At 66.5% G+C, this 19652-nt stretch carries 22 protein-coding genes; 11 read left to right on the top strand and 11 right to left on the bottom strand.

Features of this window, described 5'->3' with window-relative positions; all coding sequences use genetic code 11:
• Positions 1-1362, bottom strand: coding sequence for an MFS transporter (locus tag AC3WTC_RS12125; protein WP_059063279.1), 1362 nt, complete (start codon positions 1360-1362; stop codon positions 1-3).
• A gap of 88 nt (positions 1363-1450) precedes the next feature.
• Here AC3WTC_RS12125 and soxR point away from each other — a divergent pair, with 88 nt between their 5' ends.
• Complete coding sequence (gene soxR / locus AC3WTC_RS12120) at positions 1451-1885, top strand: redox-sensitive transcriptional activator SoxR (RefSeq protein ID WP_032951587.1); 435 nt, start codon at positions 1451-1453, stop codon at positions 1883-1885.
• A 37-nt stretch (positions 1886-1922) separates the two neighbouring features.
• Here soxR and AC3WTC_RS12115 read toward each other — a convergent pair whose 3' ends face one another.
• Positions 1923-2525: a short chain dehydrogenase gene (locus AC3WTC_RS12115; protein WP_025874043.1), complete on the bottom strand. Its 603-nt coding sequence runs from the start codon at positions 2523-2525 to the stop codon at positions 1923-1925.
• A gap of 98 nt (positions 2526-2623) precedes the next feature.
• On the opposite strand from AC3WTC_RS12115, the gene AC3WTC_RS12110 reads away from it, so the two are divergent.
• Positions 2624-3499 carry a LysR family transcriptional regulator gene (locus AC3WTC_RS12110; RefSeq protein WP_025874042.1) on the top strand — a complete coding sequence of 292 codons (876 nt, stop codon included), beginning with the start codon at positions 2624-2626 and terminating at the stop codon, positions 3497-3499.
• A 54-nt stretch (positions 3500-3553) separates the two neighbouring features.
• Here the strand turns inward: AC3WTC_RS12110 and proC are convergent, their stop codons facing one another.
• Positions 3554-4375 carry a pyrroline-5-carboxylate reductase gene (gene proC, locus AC3WTC_RS12105; RefSeq protein ID WP_492711499.1) on the bottom strand — a complete coding sequence of 274 codons (822 nt, stop codon included), beginning with the start codon at positions 4373-4375 and terminating at the stop codon, positions 3554-3556.
• A 16-nt stretch (positions 4376-4391) separates the two neighbouring features.
• Positions 4392-5069 carry a YggS family pyridoxal phosphate-dependent enzyme gene (locus AC3WTC_RS12100; RefSeq protein WP_105163564.1) on the bottom strand — a complete coding sequence of 226 codons (678 nt, stop codon included), beginning with the start codon at positions 5067-5069 and terminating at the stop codon, positions 4392-4394.
• 87 nt (positions 5070-5156) lie between these two features.
• On the opposite strand from AC3WTC_RS12100, the gene AC3WTC_RS12095 reads away from it, so the two are divergent.
• The 4 genes from AC3WTC_RS12095 (at position 5157) to AC3WTC_RS12080 (ending at position 9275) form a co-directional block, all read left to right on the top strand.
• Positions 5157-6194 carry a type IV pilus twitching motility protein PilT gene (locus AC3WTC_RS12095; RefSeq protein WP_004147099.1) on the top strand — a complete coding sequence of 346 codons (1038 nt, stop codon included), beginning with the start codon at positions 5157-5159 and terminating at the stop codon, positions 6192-6194.
• Positions 6195-6294: 100 nt separating this feature from the next.
• A complete protein-coding gene (locus tag AC3WTC_RS12090) occupies positions 6295-7437 on the top strand; it encodes a PilT/PilU family type 4a pilus ATPase (RefSeq protein WP_025874039.1) in 1143 nt (380 codons plus the stop codon).
• A 43-nt stretch (positions 7438-7480) separates the two neighbouring features.
• A complete protein-coding gene (locus tag AC3WTC_RS12085; protein WP_492711496.1) occupies positions 7481-8149 on the top strand; it encodes a PIN domain-containing protein in 669 nt (222 codons plus the stop codon).
• Positions 8150-8291: 142 nt separating this feature from the next.
• The gene (locus AC3WTC_RS12080; protein ID WP_492711495.1) at positions 8292-9275 is read left to right on the top strand and encodes an aldo/keto reductase; all 984 of its coding nucleotides are present in this window, start codon (positions 8292-8294) and stop codon (positions 9273-9275) included.
• 129 nt (positions 9276-9404) lie between these two features.
• Here the strand turns inward: AC3WTC_RS12080 and AC3WTC_RS12075 are convergent, their stop codons facing one another.
• Positions 9405-10304, bottom strand: coding sequence for a LysR family transcriptional regulator (locus AC3WTC_RS12075; protein ID WP_033830519.1), 900 nt, complete (start codon positions 10302-10304; stop codon positions 9405-9407).
• Positions 10305-10581: 277 nt separating this feature from the next.
• On the opposite strand from AC3WTC_RS12075, the gene AC3WTC_RS12070 reads away from it, so the two are divergent.
• Positions 10582-10794, top strand: coding sequence for a DUF4287 domain-containing protein (locus AC3WTC_RS12070; RefSeq protein ID WP_025874036.1), 213 nt, complete (start codon positions 10582-10584; stop codon positions 10792-10794).
• A gap of 404 nt (positions 10795-11198) precedes the next feature.
• The gene (locus AC3WTC_RS12065) at positions 11199-11906 is read left to right on the top strand and encodes a YitT family protein (protein ID WP_025874035.1); all 708 of its coding nucleotides are present in this window, start codon (positions 11199-11201) and stop codon (positions 11904-11906) included.
• Between the two features lie 74 nt (positions 11907-11980).
• Here AC3WTC_RS12065 and AC3WTC_RS12060 read toward each other — a convergent pair whose 3' ends face one another.
• Together AC3WTC_RS12060 and AC3WTC_RS12055 are read right to left on the bottom strand one after the other, a co-directional pair.
• The gene (locus AC3WTC_RS12060) at positions 11981-12526 is read right to left on the bottom strand and encodes a DNA-3-methyladenine glycosylase I (protein ID WP_025874034.1); all 546 of its coding nucleotides are present in this window, start codon (positions 12524-12526) and stop codon (positions 11981-11983) included.
• Positions 12523-14334: a DUF4153 domain-containing protein gene (locus AC3WTC_RS12055; RefSeq protein ID WP_492711493.1), complete on the bottom strand. Its 1812-nt coding sequence runs from the start codon at positions 14332-14334 to the stop codon at positions 12523-12525. Before AC3WTC_RS12055 ends, AC3WTC_RS12060 begins: the two co-directional genes overlap by 4 nt.
• 81 nt (positions 14335-14415) lie before the next feature.
• Here AC3WTC_RS12055 and AC3WTC_RS12050 point away from each other — a divergent pair, with 81 nt between their 5' ends.
• The 3 genes from AC3WTC_RS12050 to AC3WTC_RS12040 are packed head-to-tail and all read left to right on the top strand — an operon-like array spanning position 14416 to position 16409.
• Positions 14416-14982 (top strand): YqgE/AlgH family protein, encoded by a 567-nt coding sequence (locus tag AC3WTC_RS12050; protein WP_059063289.1) that lies wholly within the window; start codon positions 14416-14418, stop codon positions 14980-14982.
• On the top strand, positions 14975-15442 hold the full coding sequence (ruvX, locus tag AC3WTC_RS12045) for a Holliday junction resolvase RuvX (protein ID WP_025874031.1): 468 nt from the start codon (positions 14975-14977) through the stop codon (positions 15440-15442). The genes AC3WTC_RS12050 and ruvX overlap by 8 nt, the downstream gene beginning before the upstream one ends.
• 16 nt (positions 15443-15458) lie before the next feature.
• Positions 15459-16409: an aspartate carbamoyltransferase catalytic subunit gene (locus AC3WTC_RS12040; RefSeq protein WP_080149501.1), complete on the top strand. Its 951-nt coding sequence runs from the start codon at positions 15459-15461 to the stop codon at positions 16407-16409.
• Between the two features lie 81 nt (positions 16410-16490).
• Here AC3WTC_RS12040 and AC3WTC_RS12035 read toward each other — a convergent pair whose 3' ends face one another.
• The 4 genes from AC3WTC_RS12035 to mgtE form a co-directional block, all read right to left on the bottom strand.
• Positions 16491-16982: an REP-associated tyrosine transposase gene (locus AC3WTC_RS12035; RefSeq protein WP_492711492.1), complete on the bottom strand. Its 492-nt coding sequence runs from the start codon at positions 16980-16982 to the stop codon at positions 16491-16493.
• 132 nt (positions 16983-17114) lie between these two features.
• Entirely contained in the window at positions 17115-17912 is a 798-nt protein-coding gene (locus AC3WTC_RS12030; protein ID WP_492711491.1) for a carboxylesterase family protein, read from the bottom strand.
• 70 nt (positions 17913-17982) lie between these two features.
• The gene (locus AC3WTC_RS12025) at positions 17983-18249 is read right to left on the bottom strand and encodes a hypothetical protein (RefSeq protein ID WP_025874027.1); all 267 of its coding nucleotides are present in this window, start codon (positions 18247-18249) and stop codon (positions 17983-17985) included.
• 11 nt (positions 18250-18260) lie between these two features.
• A complete protein-coding gene (gene mgtE / locus AC3WTC_RS12020; RefSeq protein WP_025874026.1) occupies positions 18261-19622 on the bottom strand; it encodes a magnesium transporter in 1362 nt (453 codons plus the stop codon).
• Positions 19623-19652 lie beyond the last annotated feature (30 nt).

The raw sequence follows: 19652 nt of genomic DNA, 5'->3' as shown, positions 1-19652 counted from the left end.
CTACACGCGACGTGCGATCACCGTGGCGAACACCGCCAGGCCCAGGGTGATGGCCAGGCACAGGATGTAACCGGTATGCGGGGCGCTTTCCACGAACAGTGCGAACAGCGCGCCGGATACCGCCAGTGCGGTGGTCACCGACAATGCTTCGCTCAACTGCAGGGCCGAGGTGTTCGCACCCTGTTCGTGTGGTGGTGACAGTGACAGCGTCAGCACCGACAGGCTGGCGTAGATCATGCCCATGCCGAAGCCGGTCAGTGTCCAGCCGACCAGGGCGACCGGCAGTGGCACCGCAGTGAACAGCACCGCCAGCGTCGCGCCGATGCCCACGGTCATCAGCGGTGTGCCCACGCGCAGCAGTTGCTGCCGCGACCAGCCGCGCTGCTGGTGACCCTGCAGCCACGAGCCGGTGAACCAGCCCAGCGCGCCCAGGCTCAGCACGGCACCGGCCCAGCTGGGTGACAGCCCACGCTCGCGCTGCAGCAGCAGGGGCAGGTAGGCCTCGCAGGCGAAGAACGCGGCAGCGGCCACACCACGCAATGCGATCACACTGGGCAGGCCACGGCGCAGGCGCAGGGTGCCGGCGGGCAACAGGCGATGCACGCAGAACAGCAGCGCCAGCATCGCCACGCTGATGCACAGCAGTGCAGGTACGCCCTGTTGTTGCCCGCCCAGATACAGCAGCAGGGCAGCCAGGGAGGCGCCGCTGGCCCAGCGCACGATGTTGCCGCGGCCATCATCGGCAACATCCGTGGCTGCAGCCTGCATGCGCGCCAGCGCCGGTCGCAGCAGCAGGCCGGCCGGTATCGCCAGCAGCGGCACCGCCAGGAACACCCAGCGCCAGCCAAGATGCTGCACGATCACACCGCTCAGCGCGGGGCCGATCATCGACGGCACCACCCAACCGGCAGAGAACGCGGCGAAGACCTTCGGCCGCAGATGCTCGGGATAGGTCCGGCCGACCATCACATACAGCGACACCGAAATGGCGCCTGCGCCCAGGCCCTGCAGCAGGCGTCCGGCCACCAGCATGCCCATGCGCAGGGCGAAGCCCGCCAGCAGCAGGCCCAGCACGAAGCAGGCCAGGCCCCACCATAGCGGGCGTGCGGGGCCGTGGCGGTCGGCCCAGCGGCCGGCCAGGGTCATGCCGATCACGCTGGTGGCCAAGGTGCCGCCGAAGGCCAACGCATACAAGCGCAGGCCGTCCAGGGCCTCGGCCACGGTCGGCATTGCTGCGGCCACCGCCAGTGCCTCGAAGGCATGCAGGGAGACCAGGGCGACCATGCCCAGGGTGGTGGCGCGGTAGCGCGCGGACAGGATGGAGGAATCGACCGGATCGGCCGTGGCAGCGGGGGAGGGCATCGGGTTCCTGCGGGGGCGGACGGGCCGCGCTTGTCATCTGGCGGCGATGGTAGCAGCATGCCACCTCAACCAAAGTTGAGGTCAATCGATGCTGGCACAGGACATGAGCGTCGGCGATGTCGCCCGTCGCAGCGGCGTGGCCGTCTCTGCGCTGCATTTTTACGAGCGCAAGGGATTGATCAGCAGCCTGCGCACGTCGGGTAACCAGCGCCGCTACGCCCGCGACGTGCTGCGCCGGCTGGCGGTGATCCGCGTGGCGCAACGCGTGGGCATGCCGCTGGAAGCTGTGGCACGTGCGTTCGAGAGCCTGCCGCAGGGGCGGGCGCCGACCAAGGCCGACTGGGCCAAGCTGTCGGCACGCTGGCAGGTGGAACTGGAGGAACGCATCCACATGCTGCAGCTGCTGCGCGACGAGCTGACCGGCTGCATCGGCTGCGGTTGCCTGTCACTGAAGCGTTGCCGCCTGGCCAACCCGGATGACGTGCTCGGCGAGCGCGGCGACGGCCCGATGCGCTGGGGCTGACCGTGCTGGTGGGTGCCGACCTTGGTCGGCACGCTCGTTACCAGACGGTGATGGTTTCGCCGCTCTGAATGCCTTCCACCGCGCGCTGGAAGGCCAGTGCCGCGCGCTGTGCGGTTACTGCTTCAAAGCCGGGGAAGTAGGGGCCGTAGGCTTCCATCGATTCCACCAGCACGTTCGGGCTGACCACGTTGATGCGCAGCCCGCGCGGCAGCAGTTCCAGCGCCGCCGCCCGCACGAAACCTTCCAGTGCATGGTTGACGGCGGTGGCATTGGCGCCATCGCGGATCGGCTGCGCGCTGACGATGCCGCTGGTCAGGGTGATCGAGCCGCCAGCGTTGAGATGGTGCTGCGCGGCCAGTGCAAGGCGTACCTGGCCGAGCAGCTTGTCCTGCAGGCCGACGTTGAACTGTTCGGGTGTCATCTGCTGCAACGGGCCGAAATGCAGCTTGCCGGTGGTGGATATCACCGCATCGACCGGGCCGGTCTGCGCGAACAGTTCGCGCACGCTGGCGTCGTCGGTGAGGTCCACGCGCAGGCTGCCGCTGTGGCGGCCGGCAGCGAGGATGTCGTGCTGCTGGCCCAGGTGGCGGGCGACCGCCTGGCCGAGGGTGCCGCTGGCACCGACGAGAAGAATCTTCATGACAGCTCCTTGCGAGAGGGGATGGATGCAGTCTGCGCTGTCACCGGTTGGTTTGGTAAGTGGCTTATGATTCGCATATTCCTAACCATGGATTTGCAATGGATACCTTGCGCTGCATGCAGGCCTTCGTCGCCGTGGCCGAGCACGGTAGTTTTTCCGCTGCCGCCAGCCACCTGCAGGTGTCGGCGGTGATGGTCGGCAAGTACATCCAGCAGCTGGAAGCGCACCTGGGCACCGCGCTGCTGCAGCGGAACACCCGTCGCCAACGCCTGACCGAAGCCGGCACTGCCTACCTGGCCGGTTGCCGGCAGGTGCTGGAACAGGTGCAGCAGGCCGAGGCGGACGTGGCCGGGCTGCAGGTGCAGCCACGCGGGCTGTTGCGGGTCAGTGCGCCGACCACCTGGGGCAGCTGCGTGCTGGCTCCCGTGTTGAGCGATCTGCTGCGGGCACAGCCGCTGCTGAACATCGAGCTGGACCTGAGCAATCGCCGCATCGACCTGATCGAGGATGGCTTCGATGCAGCCATCCGCGTCGGTCCGCTGCCGTCGCAGGAACTGGTGGCGCGGCCGCTGCCGCCGTATGCGATGAGTCTGTGTGCATCACCGTCGTACCTGCGCCGCCGTGGTACGCCGCGCACGCCCGCCGATCTTGAAGGACATGATTGCCTGAGCCACCTGGCCTGGCGCGGCGGTCACGGTTGGCAGCTGGCCAATGGCGAACAGGTCGATTGGGAAGCGCGGTTGACCAGCAATGACGGTTACGCGCTCCGCGAAGCAGCCGTGGCGGGCGCAGGCCTGGTGCTGCAGCCGACCGCGCTGCTTGCCGGTGAAATCGCAGCGGGACGATTGAAGCCACTGCTGCGCGACTATCTGCCCGAGCCACGGCCGATGCACCTGATCTACCTGCCCGACCGTCGCCCCCGACCGCGGCTGCAGTGTTTCGTTGATTTCGTCATGGCCAGGCTGGGCACGTAGATCCACGCATGCGTGGATGGCGGTGGGTGCCGACCGTTGGTCGGCACACTTGTTTCAATCATTGGCGGCAGACAGTTCCTGCCCACGCACCTGCGCGGCACGCAGTGCCTTTTCCACCAACGCTTCAAACCCACCTGCCTGGAAGCTTTCGATCGCCGCCTGGGTTGTGCCGTTGGGTGAGGTCACCCGGCGCCGCAGTTCGGCTGGGCTTTCACCGGCTTCGTCCAGCATGCGCGAGGCGCCCAGCAGTGTCTGCACCACCAGCGTGCGCGCCGCTTCTGCAGGCAGGCCTTGTGCGATGCCGGCCGCTTCCATTGCTTCGGCCAGCAGGAACACATAGGCCGGGCCACTGCCGGATACGGCGGTGACCGAATCCATCTGCGCTTCGGCGTCGATCCACACCGTGCGTCCCGCGCTGGCCAGCACGCGTTCGGCCTGCGCATGCTGCTGCGCATCCACCGCTGGCGTGGCATACAGGCCGGTGACCCCGGCGCCGAGCAGGGCCGGGGTGTTGGGCATCGCGCGCACCACCGGCAGCGTGCCACCCAACCAGCGCTGCAGCTGCGGGCTGGTGATGCCGGCGGCGATCGAGATCACCAACGGCTCCTGTGCCTGCGCCAACACCTGCAGTGACTGGCAGACCTCGCGCAGCACCTGCGGTTTCACCGCCAGCAGCCACGTGTTGCCCTGCGCCGCCGCAGCGGCCGCGTTGTCGTGGGTCGGCACGCCAAAATCGGCAGCCAGCTTTTCGCGCAGTTCGGCCACCGGTTCGGCCACGTGGATGTGCGCGGCCGGCACGCCCTGCCGGATCAGGCCGGCAATCAGGCTGCGGGCCATGTTGCCGCCGCCGATGAAGGTGATGGAATCAGCTGCCATGGGAATCTCCTTGGAATCAGGCCGGGCGCGGACGCGCGCCGAACAGGGCGGTACCGATGCGCACCAGGGTGGCACCTTCGGCGATCGCTTCAGCGTAGTCGCTGCTCATGCCCATCGACAGGGTGTCCACCTGGGCATGAGCGGCAGCCAGCGCCTCGAAAAGTGTGCGCATGCGCACGAACGCGTCGCGCCGGCGCTCGGCGTCGGGCCACGGCGCAGGAATCGCCATCAGGCCGCGCAGGCGCAGGTTCGGCTCGGCGGCGATGGTTGCCGCCAGCGTGTCCACGTCGTCCGGCGCGCAGCCGTGCTTGCTCGACTCGTCATCGATGTTGACCTGGATGAGTACGTTCAGCGGGCCGCGTTCAGCGGGGCGGTAGCGGGCCAGCGCGGCGACCAGCTTGGGCCGGTCCACGCTCTGCACCCAGTCGAAGTGCGTGGCCACCGGTTCGGCCTTGTTCGACTGCAGGTGGCCGATCAGGTGCCATTCCAGGCCCAGCGGCTGCAGTTCCTGCATCTTGGCCAGCGCTTCCTGCACGTAGTTTTCGCCGAACGCGGTCTGGCCCTGCGCGGCAAGCGCAGCCACGGCCTCGGCCGGCTGGGTCTTGGACACCGCCAGCAGGCGCGGCGGTGGCCGCCCGGCGGCAGCGGCGGCGTTGTGCAGGTTGCTCAGGATCTGGGGCAGGGGAGTGGCCACGTAACGCGTTCCGTTCAATCAGGAGGCTATACTGCCGCCCGGGGAAAGATCCTTCCAGTCGAAGCCGTTATTGGGGAGTAGCCGCTCATGGATATCGCCGAGCTCTTGGCGTTTTCCGTAAAGAACAAAGCGTCCGACCTGCATCTGTCCGCAGGCCTGCCGCCGATGATCCGCGTGGACGGTGATGTTCGCCGGATCAACATTCCAGCCCTGGACCACAAGCAGGTCCACGCGCTGGTGTACGACATCATGTCCGACAAGCAGCGCCGCGATTACGAGGAATTCCTCGAAGTCGATTTCTCCTTCGAGATCCCGTCGCTGGCGCGCTTCCGTGTCAATGCGTTCAACCAGAACCGTGGCGCCGGTGCGGTGTTCCGTACCATTCCGTCCGAAGTGCTGACATTGGAAGACCTGGCCTGCCCGCCGCTGTTCCGCGAGGTGATCCAGCAACCGCAGGGCCTGATCCTGGTGACCGGCCCGACCGGTTCGGGCAAGTCGACCACGCTGGCGGCGATGATCGACTACATCAACAAGAACGAATACGGCCATATCCTCACCGTCGAGGATCCGATCGAATTCGTGCACACCTCGCAGAAGTGCCTGATCAACCAGCGCGAAGTGCACCGCGATACGCACGGCTTCAACGAAGCGCTGCGTTCGGCACTGCGTGAGGACCCGGACATCATCCTGGTCGGCGAACTGCGTGACCTGGAAACCATCCGCCTGGCGCTGACCGCCGCGGAAACCGGCCACCTGGTGTTCGGCACACTGCACACCAGTTCGGCGGCCAAGACCATCGACCGCATCATCGACGTGTTCCCGGCCGGCGAAAAGCCGATGGTGCGCTCGATGCTGTCCGAATCGCTGCGCGCGGTCATTTCGCAGGCGCTGCTGAAGAAGGTCGGTGGCGGTCGTACCGCCGCCTGGGAAATCATGGTCGGCACCCCGGCCATCCGCAACCTGATCCGCGAGGACAAGGTGGCGCAGATGTATTCGGCCATCCAGACCGGCCAGCAGTACGGCATGATGACCCTGGACCAGCACCTGCAGGACCTGGTCAAGCGCAGCCTGATCACCCGCAACCAGGCCCGCGAATACGCCAAGGACAAGCGTCTGTTCGAGTAAGGCGAGGCAATGGCGGGGCAGGGCGCGCGAATACGTGGCCGGCCCCGCGCTGTTTCCTCCACCGACCGATTCCTGGTACATGCCCCATTGGGAGCCCGCCGTGAACACCACCGCGACCACCATCGATTTCACCTCGTTCCTCAAGCTGATGGCGCACCAGCGCGCCTCGGACCTGTTCATCACTGCCGGCATGCCGCCGGCGATCAAGGTCAACGGCAAGATTTCGCCGATCACCCAGACGCCACTGACGCCGCAGCAGAGCCGCGACCTGGTGCTGAACGTGATGACGCCGGCGCAGCGCGAGGAATTCGAAAAGACCCACGAATGCAACTTCGCCATCGGCCTGTCCGGCGTCGGCCGCTTCCGCGTGAGCTGCTTCTACCAGCGCAACCAGGTCGGCATGGTGCTGCGTCGCATCGAGACGCGCATTCCCACCGTGGAAGAGCTGAGCCTGCCGCCGATCATCAAGACGCTGGCGATGACCAAGCGCGGCATCATCCTGTTCGTCGGCGCTACCGGTACCGGTAAATCAACCTCGCTGGCAGCGATGATCGGTTACCGCAACCAGAATTCGACCGGGCACATCATCACCATCGAAGATCCGATCGAATTCGTGCACAAGCACGAGGGCTGCATCATCACCCAGCGCGAAGTCGGCATCGATACCGATAGCTGGGAAGCCGCGCTGAAGAACACCCTGCGCCAGGCGCCGGATGTGATCATGATCGGCGAAGTGCGTACCCGCGAGGGCATGGACCATGCCATCGCCTTCGCTGAAACCGGTCACCTGGTGCTGTGCACGCTGCACGCCAACAATGCCAACCAGGCGATGGACCGCATTGTCAACTTCTTCCCGGAAGATCGCCGCAACCAGCTGTTGATGGATCTGTCGCTGAACCTCAAGGGCGTGGTCGCGCAGCAGTTGATTCCTTCGCCGGATGGCCGTTCGCGCAAGGTCGCGATGGAGATCCTGCTGGGCACGCCGCTGGTGCAGGACTACATCCGCGACGGCGAGATCCACAAGCTGAAGGAGCTGATGAAGGAATCGGTCCAGCTGGGCATGAAGACCTTCGACCAGAGCCTGTTCGAGCTGTACCAGGCCGGTGAGATCAGCTACGAGGACGCGCTGCGCTACGCCGATTCGCAGAACGAAGTGCGCCTGCGCATCAAGCTCAGCCAGGGCGGCGATGCCCGCACCCTGTCGCAGGGGCTGGATGGCGTGGAGATTTCAGAGGTACGGTGAGGGCGCCGCCCGCCGCTGGCTGACTATCGTAAATGGGGTGCATATGGATATGCCGCGTGCTCGCAACGTCGTGCTCATCGATTACGAGAATGTGCAGCCTCCGTCTCTCAAGGAGTTGGTTGCCCCTGGTTTCACCGTGCTGATCTTCGTTGGCGCATCGCAATCGCGGATCAGCATGGATGTTGCCGAGGCAGTCCAGGCATTGGGTGGCAACGGATGCTATGTGCGTTGCAATGGTAGCGGGTCGAACGCGCTGGATTTCCATATCGCCTTTTACATCGGCGAGATGGCTGCGGCCGATCCCAGCGCATTCTTCCAGATCGTTTCGAGGGACACCGGCTTCGATCCACTGGTGGCGCACCTGCAATCGCGACGTCTCAACGTCCTGCGGTGCGCATCCGTTGCCGATCTGCCAATGCTCCGTGGCACGCAGCAGGCTCCGGCCAAGCCACCGACGCCGGTCGTATCGAAGGCCAAGCCGCCAGCGTTGAGTGTCGACGCGCGCCTGCAACGCGTACATGCAGTGTTGGTGAAGCAGGGCAAGGCGCGGCCGGCTTCAATGAAGTCGCTCACCTGCGCGATCAACAGCCTGTTTCAGAAGGCACTTCCCGCAAAGGATGTCACTGCGCTCATCCAGCAACTGCAGCAGAAAAAATGGATCACACTGGAGGGCAGCAAAGTACGTTATCAGCTGCCGTCCAAGGTGGCATAGGTAACTCGTCCACCGGATGCAGAATTGGTGCGGGCGGCAGGACGGCATTCATGAAATCCAGTCATGACCGACTGCCATCCAGGTCGTTCAATCCGCTGCCCCTGCAGGCGTATCGTCATCGCTCCCCTACTGGAGCACGACGATGCAGACACGTGAACTCGGCCGCAGCGGCCTGAAAGTCTCCGCCCTGGGCCTGGGCTGCATGGGCCTGAGCCACGGCTACGGTCCCGCCGTCGAGCAGAGCCAGGGCATCGCCCTGCTGCACGCCGCGGTCGAACGCGGCGTGACCTTCTTCGACACCGCCGAAGTCTATGGTCCATATACCAACGAAGACCTGCTCGGCAGGGCGCTGGCACCGCACCGCGACAAGCTGGTGATCGCCACCAAGTTCGGCTTCAAGGACGCACAGGTCGACACCGGCCTGGACAGTCGTCCGCAGAACATCCGTGCGGTGGCCGAAGCCAGCCTCAAGCGCCTGCGCACCGACTACATCGACCTGTTCTACCAGCACCGCGTGGATCCAAACGTGCCGATCGAGGATGTGGCCGGCACCGTGCGTGACCTGATCGCCGAGGGCAAGGTGCGCCACTTCGGCTTGTCCGAAGCCAGCGCCGCCACGGTGCGTCGCGCGCATGCCGTGCAACCGGTGGCCGCAGTGCAGAGCGAGTACTCGCTGTGGTGGCGCGAACCGGAACGGGAACTGCTGCCGGCGCTGCGGGAACTCGGCATCGGCTTCGTGCCGTTCAGCCCGCTCGGTCGCGGCTTCCTGACTGGCGCGATCAACGCCGACACCACCTTCGCCGACAACGATTTCCGCAACACCGTGCCACGCTTCGAAGTGGAAGCGCGTCGCGCCAATCAAGCGCTGGTTGACCGCATCACCACGATCGCGGCGGCGCGGGGCGCCACCCCGGCACAGGTCGCGCTGGCCTGGCTGCTGGCGCAGGCACCGTGGATCGTGCCGATTCCGGGTACGACCAGGATCCATCGCCTGGAAGAGAACCTTGCCGCCGCCGACCTGCAGCTGTCTCCCGCCGAGCTGGAGCGCATCGCGCAGACGCTGCAGGAGATCGCCATCGTCGGCGAGCGCTACAACGCACAGCGTGCGGCACAGGCCAAGGGCTGATCGCAGTGGGCGCGGACTCTCGTCCTGTGCTGGGTGTGGTCTTTCGATCTTTGGTGGGCGCGGTCTTTCGATCTGTGGTGGGTGCGGACTCTCGTCCTGTGGTGGGTGCGGTCCGTTGGTCCGCACGCCTCACCCCACCATCGGTCCGCGCAGCGCATCAAGCACCGTACGCATCGCCACGGTGACATGCCGGCGTGACGGGTAATACGCGTAGTAGCCATCGAAGTGCGGGCACCAGTCATCCAGTGTTGATTGCAGGCGGCCTTCCAGCAGAGCCGCCTGCACCTGGTCTTCGGGCAGCCAGGCCAGTCCGCTGCCGGCCAGCGCCGCAGCCCGCGTCATGCCCATGGTGTTGAAGGTCCATTGGCCGGAGACGCGGATGCTCAGCTCGTTGCCATCCTGACCGAAATCCCACGGCATCAGGCCGCCATGGGTGGGCAGGCGCAGGGTGATGCAGTTGTGCGCGGCCAGATCGTGCGGATGCACCGGCGCCACGTGCTGGCGGAAGTACGACGGTGCCCCCACCACGCGCATGCGCAGCGGCGGACTGATCGGCAGCGCCACCATGTCGCGTGCCAGGCGCTCACCGAGACGGATGCCGATGTCGTAGCGCTCGGCGACGATGTCGGCCAAGCCGTAATCGGTGGTCAGCTCGACCTTCAGGTCCGGGTACTGCTGCAGCAGCGGCGCCAGCCTGGGCCAGGCCAGGTATTCGGCGGCGTGGCCGGTGGCGTTGATGCGGATGGTGCCTGCGGGGCGCTCGCGGTACTCGGCCAGCGCGGCCAGTTCGTCTTCGATCTCGGCCAGGCGCGGGGCCAGGGTTTCCAGCAGGCGGGCACCGGCCTCGGTGGTGGCGACGCTGCGGGTGGTGCGGGTCAGCAGGCGCACGCCCAGTCGCTCTTCCAGCCCGCGCATGGCGTGGCTGAGGGCGGATTGCGAGACGCCCAGCTGGGCAGCGGCTTTGGTGAAGCTGCCTTCGCGGGCAACGTGGACGAAGGCTTGCAGGTCGTTGAGGTTTTCACGCGGCATGAGGGGATGATACGGCCGGGCTGCGCCCGGCGCCCGCGGTAGTGCCGGCCGCGGGCCGGCAACCGCAACAGCAACAGCCGGAGCAACAGCAACAGCGGGCTTCCTGTGGAGCGGCACGGCCTGCTCGTGGTGGGTGTCGACCTTGGTCGACACGTAGATCCACGCCATGCGTGGATGCGTGCCCGGTGCTGCCGGTGCTGGTCGGTTAATGCGCCATGTCGATTTGTGGTTCCGTGGTTCGTCGAATGGGTACTTTCCAAACAACAGGGAGCAGCACATGAGCACCGACAGCAAACCCAAGGGCCCGGCGTCCTACTTTCCTTCCATCGAGAAAACCTACGGGCAGCCGGTGACGCATTGGCTGGGGCTGCTGGCCAAACGGCCGGGGCTGAAGCACATGGAACTGGTCAGCTTCCTGAAATCCGAGCACGGGCTGGGCCATGGCCACGCAAACGCCCTGGTCGCCCACCACCTGGCCACCCAGCGCTGAGACAACCGCTCCACCGAGCGAAGCGACCCGCTTCTGCTCTTCTTTTCTCTTTACGTGGCTGGACGCGCACGGAACCTGTCCAAGGCCGGGTGGGGTGAGGCTGCGGGGGTGTCCGCGGCATGGGCCCGAGGCATGCCTCGGGCGGGTTGGGCAGGACGCCCAACCCCGGTCTTGCCGTGTGCGCAGGACAGCGCACACGAGCAAGACGCGGCCAAGCCTCCAGGGACGGATTAACGGCGTCCCCCGCAGCCTCACCCCGCCCGGCCAAGCCACTGAACTGCATTACGCCGCCCAGCCACGAGGGGCTGCGCCGTTCGCCGCAACTCCCAACTGAACGATTTCATCTGCAACTGTCATGCAGATCGTGTCTAATACCGCTCCCCACCCGTAGTGCCCCCACCTGTATGTCCCTCCAATCCCATGGCCCGGCGCCGTGCGACGACGCTGACGGCCACCTGGTCACCGCTGGCCCGCTGACCCCGCCGCCCGATGTTGCCGGCACCCCCGCCGATGAGAAGGCGCTGCGCCACTCGGTCGCCGAGGACGTGCAGGGCATGGTGCTGGCCATGCTCGTGGCCTCACTGGGCCTGGCGATCTTCGCCAAGGGCGGGCTGATGATCGGCGGCATGGCCGGCATGGCCTTCCTGCTGCACTATTCGATGGGCTGGAACTTCGGCCTGGTGTTCGTGCTGGTCAACCTGCCGTTCTACTGGGTGGCCGTGCGCCGCATGGGCTGGGAATTCACCCTGAAGACGTTCGCAGCGGTCACTGCCTGCGGCCTGCTCACCGACATCCTGCCGCGCTGGGCGGACTTTTCGCATATCGCGCCGCTGTACTCGGCGCTGGTCGGGGGCGCGCTGTCCGGCCTGGGCATCCTGTTCTTCATCCGCCATCGCGCCAGCCTCGGCGGCATCGGCATCCTGGCGGTGTACCTGCAGCGCACCCGCGGCTGGAGCGCCGGCAAGGTGCAGATGTCCTTCGATGCGTGCCTGATGGTGGCCGCGTTCTTCGTGCTGTCGCCGTCCAAAGTGATGTACTCGGCCATCGGTGCGGTGGTGCTCAGCCTGGTGCTGATGTTCAACCACCGCCCGGGCCGCTACATGGGCGTCTGATTCCGCATTCGGCGGATCGCCCGCCCAGGTGCCACGCGCCCCGGTAGCGCCGGGCCATGCCCGGCGGATGCGCATCAGCCGCGCGCTGCCTGTACCCACGGCGGTGCCAGCTTCAGCAGCGTTGCATGCACCGGGCAGTCCTCGGCATGCGCGCCCGGCAGGTAGCCCAGGCTCATCAGGAACTCGCCGGTGATCTCGCCACCGGTGAAGCGGAACGTCTTCTTGAACAGCTTCACCCAGTCGGCCTTGCTGCGCGGATGGTGTGCGTCCAGCCAGGCGGCGAAACTGCCGTGGCTCTGGCGCAGCTGCTGGATCACCTGCGCGTTGTGAATCGCTGCCAGCACCTTCAAGCGGTTGCGGATGATGCCCGGGTCCGACAGCAGGCGCTCGATGTCTTGCTCGGCGTAGGCGGCGACGCGATCAACGTCGAACGCGTCATAGGCTGCGCGGAATCCCTCGCGCTTCTTCAGGATGGTTTCCCAGCTCAGGCCGGCCTGGTTGATCTCCAGCAGCAGGCGCTCGAACAGTTCACGCTCATCGCGCTGCGGGAAGCCATATTCATTGGCGTGGTAGTACTCGTGCACCGGATGGCCCGGGGCGATGCGGCAGTATCCGCTCATGGTGTGGCCGCCTCCGCGCGGTCGTTGCTGCGATCAATCTCCAGCTGGCCCGCCGCGCCGTCAAGCAGCAGCGTCGGCCAGCGCGGCGGCTGCATGGTCAGGCGGCCGTCGCGCAGGGCCTGTGGGGCCCCGTCCGGGGTGCGCTGGTCAACGTCCTGGAAGGAAACATCACCCTCCTTTCTCCAGCCAGCCGGTTCACGCACGTGCAGCTGGCAGCGCGGACCGCTGTACAGACTGGTAATGCACAGCAGCACGTCGTCTTCTCCATCGCCGTCCAGGTCACGGCGCAGGGTGACGCAGCGGTTGTCGCCGGTCTTGTCGTCGTCCAGGCAATCGCCCGCGTGCAAGCGACGGTCCAGTACCGCCTGCCACCAGTCATCGGCTGGCGAGGCGGTGCCCTTGGCCTGCACGATCCGGGACTTCAGGCTGGCCAGGTCGCGCACGCCATCGTCGATGTCGTTATCCCAGCGTGACTCACGCTTCTGCCGGGCCAGGGCCTGCACGATGATGCTGGAGGCGCGGGTGTCGGCCGCCAATGACGGTGCTTTCTGCAGCGTGCGCAGCGCCTGCACACCTCGACGGCCCAGCTCGAAACGCAGCTGATTTGCGGCGTCCGCAGTCATCAACGCCGGATCGGCGCGCAGGCGCTTCATCTGGCTGGCCAGGGTGATGCGCACCGGGTCGATCACCGGTGAGATGGCCAGCAGTGCAGTTGCCAGCACGGCCCAGCACATCCAGCGGTTGACCGGCTCAAGCCGATGCAGCCAACGCCCGTGCCGGCGCAGTGCGGCGAAGGCGTAGCCGATGGCATAGCCGGCAATCAGCACTGCCACCGCCACGCCCCAGAAGCGCGAGAGGGTCCAGCCGTACTGGCTGACCCGCAGGGACATCGCATACAGCGCCAGGCCGGCGTAGATCGGCAGTGCCAGCAGGCTGGCCTCGACCAGCCGGCGCAGCCATGCAGGGTAGGGCGGGGTGCCGTCGTCGTGCTGGTAGACCGCGTTGGCCAGGCTGATCAGCAGCACCGCCAGCACCAGCAGCAGGCTGGCGGCCGAACGCGTGGCCCACAGCGGCGCCAGCCCGGTAAACGGCAGCGACAGCACGAACAGCACCGCGATGAACGACAGCAATGGCAGCAGGCCGCGGCAGATCGCGAAGAGCACCTGGCGGGTGATCTGCATCGCGCGATGCTGGGTGCGCCCGATCAGCACGCCGAAGCCTGCCAGCATGCCGGTGGCCAAGGCGATGAAGGCATCGCTGCCGAACAGGACGTGGAAAAAGTCGACCTTGACCATCCGGAACAGCGCCGCCCACAGCCATAGAAGCAGCCAGGTCAAGCCGGTGAACACCGCCGCCAGCACCAGGGTCAGCCCGTTCTGCCAGGCGCGTTCGAACAACGCGCCATAGTCGGCCCGCCAATGTCCGGCATGCAGGCGGAACTGCCACCACGGCAGGGCAATGAACGTGGCAACGGCCAGGCAGATCGAGAGCGGAACCTGCAGCACGGCCGCATACAGTGCGGTTTCTCCGCTCAGGTTCCAGGCGGTCCAGGCGGCCAGGGCGAGGACCAGCAACGAGGCCAACCCGGCGTGCAGCCACAGGCGCCAGGCCTTCAGATCGACCAGCGTCAAGGCCACTGCGGTGGGCACGGTCAATACCCAGGCATACCAGCAGTAGCGCCAGCCGATGTCCCGGAACGGCCATTGATCCGCCAGTTCCTGGGCCGCGAAAAGCATCAGCCCCTGCAGCAGTGCGATCAACACGATCATGCTGCGGGTGGGCCATGACAGCGTTGCATCCTGCTGCATCGGGTCGTCCTCCTTGCAAGAGCGCCATCCTAGCCCATCCCTTCGCGCCCGCATCCGGTCGCAGCGGTTAGAATGGCGCCCATGCCAGTAACGCCGACTTCCCTCGCCAATCACCTGCTCGTGGCGCTGCCGTCGCTGATCGACGCCACCTTCGCCCGCACCGTCGCGCTGATCTGCCAGCACGACGAGAACGGGGCAATGGGGGTGCTGGTCAACCAGCCGTCCGAGTACACCCTGGGCGAAGTGCTTGCGCAGATGGATATCGCTACCGGCGATGGCGTCCTGCAGGCGCGTCCGGTGCTCAATGGCGGACCGGTGCATCCCGAGCGTGGCTTCGTCATCCATGACGACGCGCGCGCGTGGGATTCCAGCCTCGTCGTCGGTGAGGGCCTGTACCTGACCACCTCGCGTGACATCCTTGAGGCGATGGCGCGTGGCGAAGGCCCGGCCAATGCCGTGGTCACCCTGGGCTGCGCGGGCTGGAGTGCCGGCCAGCTGGAAAGCGAACTGTCCGAAAACAGCTGGCTGACCGTGCCGGCCGATGCCGAACTGGTGTTCCAGCTGCCGCTGGAACAGCGCTGGCAGGGCGCCGCGTCGCGCATTGGCGTCGATCTGTTCCGGCTGACCGATTACAGCGGCCATGTCTGAGCCGGCCCTCATCCGTCGCGATGGCACCGTACTCGGTTTCGATGTCGGCTCGCGCCGGATCGGCGTGGCGATCGGCAGTGCCTTCGCCGCGCATGCACGCGCGGTGGCCGTGGTCGATGTGCACGGCAATGGCCCCGACTGGGCGGCGATCGAACGCCTGCTCAAGGAATGGAAGCCCGATGGCCTGGTGGTCGGCGATCCGCTGACCCTGGACGGCCAGGACCAGCCCAACCGCAAGCGCGCGCAGGGCTTTGCCCGCCAGCTGCGGGAACGTTTCAAGCTGCCGGTGGTGATGATCGACGAGCGTTCCAGCTCGGTCGAGGCCGCCCGCCGCTTCGCCGTCGAACGCGCCGAAGGGCGCAAGCGTCGCCGCGACGCGGCTGCGCTCGATGCCGTGGCTGCGGCGGTGATCATCGACCGCTGGTTGTCGTCGCCGGACGACGCCATTCCCATTCCCTGACGATACGAACCCCGCCATGACCGCCCAGCAACTCGATGACTCCGGCCGCCTGCGCCACCTGTTGACGCTTGAAGGTCTTCCCCGCGACACCCTGGTGCAACTGCTCGACCGCGCTGGCCAGATCCGCGATGCCGCGGTCGGCCGTGTCGGCAACAAGCGCCACGTGCTGGGCGGATCGGCGGTGTGCACGTTGTTCTTCGAACCCTCCACCCGTACCCGCAGCTCGTTCCATCTGGCGGCGCAGCGGCTGGGTGCGGACGTGCTGAACTTCGACGCCTCCACCTCGTCCACGCGCAAGGGCGAAACCGCCTGCGACACGCTGAAGAACCTGGAAGCGATGGGCGTGCGTGGTTTCGTGGTGCGCCACCCCGATGACGGCGCCGTGGCGGCGCTGGCTGCCGTGGCGGGCGAGGGCACCGCGCTGGTCAATGCCGGCGACGGCCGCAGCTCGCACCCGACCCAGGGCCTGCTGGACATGCTGACCCTGCGCCAGGCCAAGGGCCCGGACTTCTCGAAGATGAAGGTGGTGATCGTCGGTGACGTCAAGCACTCGCGCGTGGCCCGCACCGACCTGCATGCCCTGCGCACGCTGGGCGTGGGCGAGATCCGCGTATGTGGCCCGCAGTCGCTGCTGCCTGACGACGACACCCTCAAGGGCTGCGTGGTCGGTGATGATTTCGACGCGATGCTGGAAGGCGTCGACGCGCTGATGATGTTGCGCCTGCAGCGCGAGCGCATGGAAGAAGGCCTGGTGCCGTCGCTGGAGCAGTACCACGCACAGTACGGCCTGAACACCACACGCCTGGCCCGCGCCGGCAAGGACGCAGCCGTGCTGCACCCGGGCCCGATCAACCGCGGCGTGGAAGTGACCGATGAAGTGGCCGACGGCCCGCAGTCGTGGGTGCTGCGCCAGGTCGCCAACGGCGTCGCCGTACGCATGGCCGTGCTGGAAACCCTGCTGGGTTGATTGCCTCCGATTGCTGCGTTGATGCGTGCCAACCTGGGTTGGCACGTGCACTGCTTTGGTAGATGCCAACCTTGGTTGGCACTATCCGTCCGTGCTGAATGCCTCCGGTCGATCACCCAAGGCCTCGAGCTCCCACTCGCACCATGCGTGCCGATACTGCCCCAACTGCGTCGTCAGACCCGCCCTGATCGGATTGCCCATCAGGTACATCGCATGCCGGTACAACGATTCGTCCGAGCGGATCGCATGATCGTGGTAGCAGGCCTGCCAGAAGCGCCCGCCCTTTCCCAACAACCGGTTTGCCTGCTGCGCCGTGCGCGATTTGAAGCGCTTCATGACGGTTTCCAGTGTTCCCGCACGTAGTTCGAGCAGCCAGTGGATGTGATCGGGCATGACCACGTAAGCGATCGAGCGGGTGAAGCCTTCCTGATCCAGCCTCTGGAATTCCTGGATTGCCAGGGCTGCGGCAGCGTCGTTGGCGAACAGGGGCGCGCGGCGATCCACGACGGTAGTCAGGATGTAGCTGAGGCCGATGCTGGAGCGACGGCCGAGCAGGAGGCGGACGTTTTGCATGGCGCAAGCTTGGACGGACACGCTTGCGACGGACATCGGGGAATGGCTTGATCTTGGGTAGGCTGGTGCCAACCAAGGTTGGCATCTACCAGAAGGGGGCCAACCAAGGTTGGCCTCTACCGGAGCAAGCGCTCAGCGCTGCTGGGCGAACAGCCACGCCCACATCGCCGCGTCGGCGTAGGTGGCATCCCAGGCGTTGTGGTTGCCTTCCGCGTACTCGGTATAGCGCACGTCGCGCGCGCCGGCGGTCTGGAACGCGGCATGCAGCCGGCGATCGTCATCCGGTGGCACCACATCATCCAGCGCGCCGTGGAAGATCCAGATCGGGGTGCGCTGCAACCGTTGCGCGATCACCGCATAGGGATCCGCTTCGTTCGCCACCTGCTCGACGAACAGGGTAGGGCGTACCGCACGTGGTGCCAGCACCGCACCGCACACCGGCACGATCGCGGCAAAGCGCTTCGGATCGTCCAGCGCGATGTTCCAGCTGCCATAGCCGCCCATCGACATTCCGGTCAGGTACTGCCTTGCCGGGTCAGCGTCGAATTCGGCAATCGTGGCATCCAGTGCCGCGATCGCCACCCGGTTGTTGCGACCGCTCCATTCCTCGTCGCCGGGAACCTGCGGAAACACCGCCAGCGCGGGGAAGTCGGCCGCGTGCCGACGCAGGTACGGGCCCAGGCCTGCGTGGGTCTGCTTCACGCCATCGCCGCCGCGCTCGCCGGAGCCGTGCAGGAACAGCACCACCGGCAGCGGACCAGCCGCGCGCGCGGCAGCGGCCGGGATGAACACCTGGTAGTAGGCGGTGTCGCCGTCCACCTTCACCGCGCGTGCCTCGAAGTGGCCGCGCGCACCGGGCGGCGTACTGGCACACCCGGTCAACATCAGCAGGGCCAGCAGCGGCAGCCAGCGCAGAAGCAATCGAAGCATGGCGGTTCCCATGAGGGCGATGTCGCCCCGATGGTAGTGCGCCGCGACCGGCCCGGCATCGTGCGCCGCATCACTGCGGGCGCGGGAAGCTGGCGATGATCTCCAGCTGCTCCTGTGCTTCGGCATTGCCGCCTGCGGCCGCGGCCTGCACCTGCGCCATGTCCGGGTGCAGCACCACCAGCAATGGGTTCTCGCACACCGGGCACACATACTCGGTGGCGTCCTCGTCCAGTTCCATCACCATTGCCCGCGAACTGCCTTTCCACTCGCAGGCGGCACAGGTGTGAAGCTGGTCGCGCCAACCCGGTGCAAAGTAGTTTTCGATCGTCGTTGCCATGGCAGTTCCAGTCAGTGCAGCAGGACCATGGTGGCCAGGCCGAGGAAAGTAAAGAAGCCCATCGAGTCGGTCACCGCTGTCAGGAAGATGCCGCTGGCCAGCGCCGGATCGAAGCCGAAGCGCTTCAGGCCCAGGGGCACCAGCACGCCGGCAAGCGCCGCGAACAACAGGTTGCAGGTCAACGCGATGGCGATCACGGCCGAGAGTCCGGGCGAGTGGAACCAGGCGAGCACGATCAGGCCCAGCACCGAACCGAGCACCACGCCATTGAGCAGGGCCACCCGCACTTCCTTCCACAGCAGCGTGCGTGCGTTGGAACTGCCGACCTGGCCCAGTGCCAGGCCGCGCACCATCAGCGCCAGCACCTGGGTGCCGGCGTTGCCGCCGAGGCCAGCGACGATCGGCATCAGCACCGCCAGGGCGACCAGCTTGTCGATGGTGCCCTCGAAGTGGCCGACCACGCTGGAAGCCAGGAAGGCCGTGCACAGATTCACCGACAGCCACATCAAGCGGCGGCGCATCGCGCGCCAGACCGGGCTGAACAGATCTTCATCCTCGTCCAGGCCGGCGGCGCCCAGCGCCTGGTGCTCGGCCTGGCCACGGATGATGTCGACCACGTCATCGATGGTGATGCGGCCGATCAGGATGTTGTTGTCATCCACCACCGGCGCCGAGATCCAGTCATGGTCGGAGAACTGCCGCGCCACTTCCTGGTCGCTCTCGCCGACATCGATGGCAGGCTGCTCATCGTCGATCAGGCGGTTGATCGGGGTGGTGTCTTCGTGGGTCACCAGCGAGGCCAGAGACACGCGGCCCAGGTACTGGTGGCGGCGGCTGACCACGAACAGGTGATCGGTGTGGTCCGGCAGTTCGCCGCGCAGGCGCAGGTAGCGCAGCACCACATCGACGTTGACGTCGGCGCGTACCGTCACCACGTCCGGGTTCATCAGGCGGCCGGCGCTGTCCTCGGGGTAGGACAGCACCTGCTCCAGGCGCTCGCGGTTCTCGCGATCCATCGACTTGAGGACTTCGTCGATGACCGTGTCCGGCAGGTCTTCAACCAGGTCGGCCAGATCGTCGATGTCGAGGTCTTCGACCGCGGCGATGATTTCGTCCGGGTCCATGTCCGCCAGCAGGCTTTCGCGCACGTCGTCGCCGACGTGGACCAGTACCTCGCCGTCATCTTCCGGATCGACCAGGCCCCAGACGATCTCGCGCTTGCCCGGCGGCAGCGATTCGAGCAGGTTGCCGATCTCGGCCGGCGCCAGGGTATTGACCAGACGGCGTACCGGGCCCAGCCGACCGCTGTCCAGTGCATCGGACAGCATCCGCAACTGGCGCGCAGTCTTGTCGTGGCGTACGGCCTCAGCCATCGCAGCTCCCGCGGGATAAGAAAAGCCGCG

The sequence above is a fragment of the Stenotrophomonas sp. FW305-C-20-S1 genome, from assembly GCF_058783335.1.
Note: the sequence above shows the minus strand (reverse complement) of the source record. Positions and strands in the feature narration are given on the sequence as shown.

What these genes read in the sequence shown, in the direction of transcription:
- AC3WTC_RS12125 (WP_059063279.1), bottom strand. Translation starts at nt 1,362, where the DNA reads ATGCCCTCCCCCGCTGCCACGGCCGATCCGGTCGATTCCTCCATCCTG.
- soxR (WP_032951587.1), top strand. Translation starts at nt 1,451, where the DNA reads ATGCTGGCACAGGACATGAGCGTCGGCGATGTCGCCCGTCGCAGCGGC.
- AC3WTC_RS12115 (WP_025874043.1), bottom strand. Translation starts at nt 2,525, where the DNA reads ATGAAGATTCTTCTCGTCGGTGCCAGCGGCACCCTCGGCCAGGCGGTC.
- AC3WTC_RS12110 (WP_025874042.1), top strand. Translation starts at nt 2,624, where the DNA reads ATGGATACCTTGCGCTGCATGCAGGCCTTCGTCGCCGTGGCCGAGCAC.
- proC (WP_492711499.1), bottom strand. Translation starts at nt 4,375, where the DNA reads ATGGCAGCTGATTCCATCACCTTCATCGGCGGCGGCAACATGGCCCGC.
- AC3WTC_RS12095 (WP_004147099.1), top strand. Translation starts at nt 5,157, where the DNA reads ATGGATATCGCCGAGCTCTTGGCGTTTTCCGTAAAGAACAAAGCGTCC.
- AC3WTC_RS12085 (WP_492711496.1), top strand. Translation starts at nt 7,481, where the DNA reads ATGGATATGCCGCGTGCTCGCAACGTCGTGCTCATCGATTACGAGAAT.
- AC3WTC_RS12080 (WP_492711495.1), top strand. Translation starts at nt 8,292, where the DNA reads ATGCAGACACGTGAACTCGGCCGCAGCGGCCTGAAAGTCTCCGCCCTG.
- AC3WTC_RS12075 (WP_033830519.1), bottom strand. Translation starts at nt 10,304, where the DNA reads ATGCCGCGTGAAAACCTCAACGACCTGCAAGCCTTCGTCCACGTTGCC.
- AC3WTC_RS12070 (WP_025874036.1), top strand. Translation starts at nt 10,582, where the DNA reads ATGAGCACCGACAGCAAACCCAAGGGCCCGGCGTCCTACTTTCCTTCC.
- AC3WTC_RS12065 (WP_025874035.1), top strand. Translation starts at nt 11,199, where the DNA reads ATGTCCCTCCAATCCCATGGCCCGGCGCCGTGCGACGACGCTGACGGC.
- AC3WTC_RS12060 (WP_025874034.1), bottom strand. Translation starts at nt 12,526, where the DNA reads ATGAGCGGATACTGCCGCATCGCCCCGGGCCATCCGGTGCACGAGTAC.
- AC3WTC_RS12055 (WP_492711493.1), bottom strand. Translation starts at nt 14,334, where the DNA reads ATGCAGCAGGATGCAACGCTGTCATGGCCCACCCGCAGCATGATCGTG.
- AC3WTC_RS12050 (WP_059063289.1), top strand. Translation starts at nt 14,416, where the DNA reads ATGCCAGTAACGCCGACTTCCCTCGCCAATCACCTGCTCGTGGCGCTG.
- ruvX (WP_025874031.1), top strand. Translation starts at nt 14,975, where the DNA reads ATGTCTGAGCCGGCCCTCATCCGTCGCGATGGCACCGTACTCGGTTTC.
- AC3WTC_RS12040 (WP_080149501.1), top strand. Translation starts at nt 15,459, where the DNA reads ATGACCGCCCAGCAACTCGATGACTCCGGCCGCCTGCGCCACCTGTTG.
- AC3WTC_RS12035 (WP_492711492.1), bottom strand. Translation starts at nt 16,982, where the DNA reads ATGCAAAACGTCCGCCTCCTGCTCGGCCGTCGCTCCAGCATCGGCCTC.
- AC3WTC_RS12030 (WP_492711491.1), bottom strand. Translation starts at nt 17,912, where the DNA reads ATGCTTCGATTGCTTCTGCGCTGGCTGCCGCTGCTGGCCCTGCTGATG.
- AC3WTC_RS12025 (WP_025874027.1), bottom strand. Translation starts at nt 18,249, where the DNA reads ATGGCAACGACGATCGAAAACTACTTTGCACCGGGTTGGCGCGACCAG.
- mgtE (WP_025874026.1), bottom strand. Translation starts at nt 19,622, where the DNA reads ATGGCTGAGGCCGTACGCCACGACAAGACTGCGCGCCAGTTGCGGATG.